At 52.2% G+C, this 857-nt stretch carries 2 protein-coding genes; both read left to right on the forward strand.

Annotation, left to right across the window (positions count from 1 at the left end):
• Window positions 1-224: 224 nt before the first annotated feature.
• Window positions 225-581, forward strand: coding sequence for a hypothetical protein (locus AC1DRJ_RS30250; protein ID WP_477805350.1), 357 nt, complete (start codon window positions 225-227; stop codon window positions 579-581).
• 72 nt (window positions 582-653) lie between these two features.
• On the forward strand, window positions 654-857 hold a 204-nt coding region (locus tag AC1DRJ_RS30255; protein ID WP_477805349.1), incomplete at its 3' end, for a hypothetical protein.

The raw sequence follows: 857 nt of genomic DNA on the forward strand, positions 1-857 counted from the left end.
GATAAATTTCATGAGGCGCCTCCAGAAGGGCTTTTTCTACAAAATCAAAACGATAGCATGGGCGATGGGCGCAGTTTATCAGCCCGAACAGGTAATTATCGGGTCGTCGCGCTCCACTTTGATAATTAAAACCGGTTATTTGACATTCCATGAACGATAAAAGTGGTATGCCTTGGAGAAAATCAGCCTTTGTGCTGTCGGAGGGTCTTTATCGGAGGTTTTGTATGAAGTGGGGTCTGTTAGTCCTGCCGTTGGTATTGCTCGTGAGTGGCTGCGCGAATGTTTCGGAGATCAATAAAACGCTGCCAACCATGAGCGTGATCTCAGGCAAGAAGCCCCAAGAGTACGCCCAGTGCCTGGTTGAACAACTGGCCGAGAGCCGTGGCGCCTTGCAGTTGGAACCGCAAAAAGACGGAGTGCGTGTAATCGTTCCGGCGAAGTTCTCCTCGGACCCGGCTGCGGTCTTTGACATTCAAGAGCGCTCAAGTGGCAGCAGCATCAAGCTGCATGAGCGGATGTTCAATGTGCCAGTGCGTCCCATGGACGTGCAGAAAGCCGCCAATACCTGTATTTCAGGCTGATAGACTAGCGAAGAACAACATTGATGCCGTCAAGGCTGTGCTTTGACGGCATTGTCATTTCTGGAGTCGGGCATGAAGCGAGAGCAGGTTCGGGAGCGTCATGCAGAGGGCAACATCTCTGCCACGCATGTGATTCAGAATCCGGCGAATTCGGGCGAATGGATCGTGTTTTTCAAGAAAAGCGCTGGGCGCAGTTATTTCCTGGTCGACGATAACGATGAGGTCGAGTCGTTCAGTCGTCTCGACGACTTGATTGAGGCCGTGCGTGGCCTCGGG

The sequence above is a fragment of the Pseudomonas sp. P5_B2 genome, assembly GCF_056400445.1.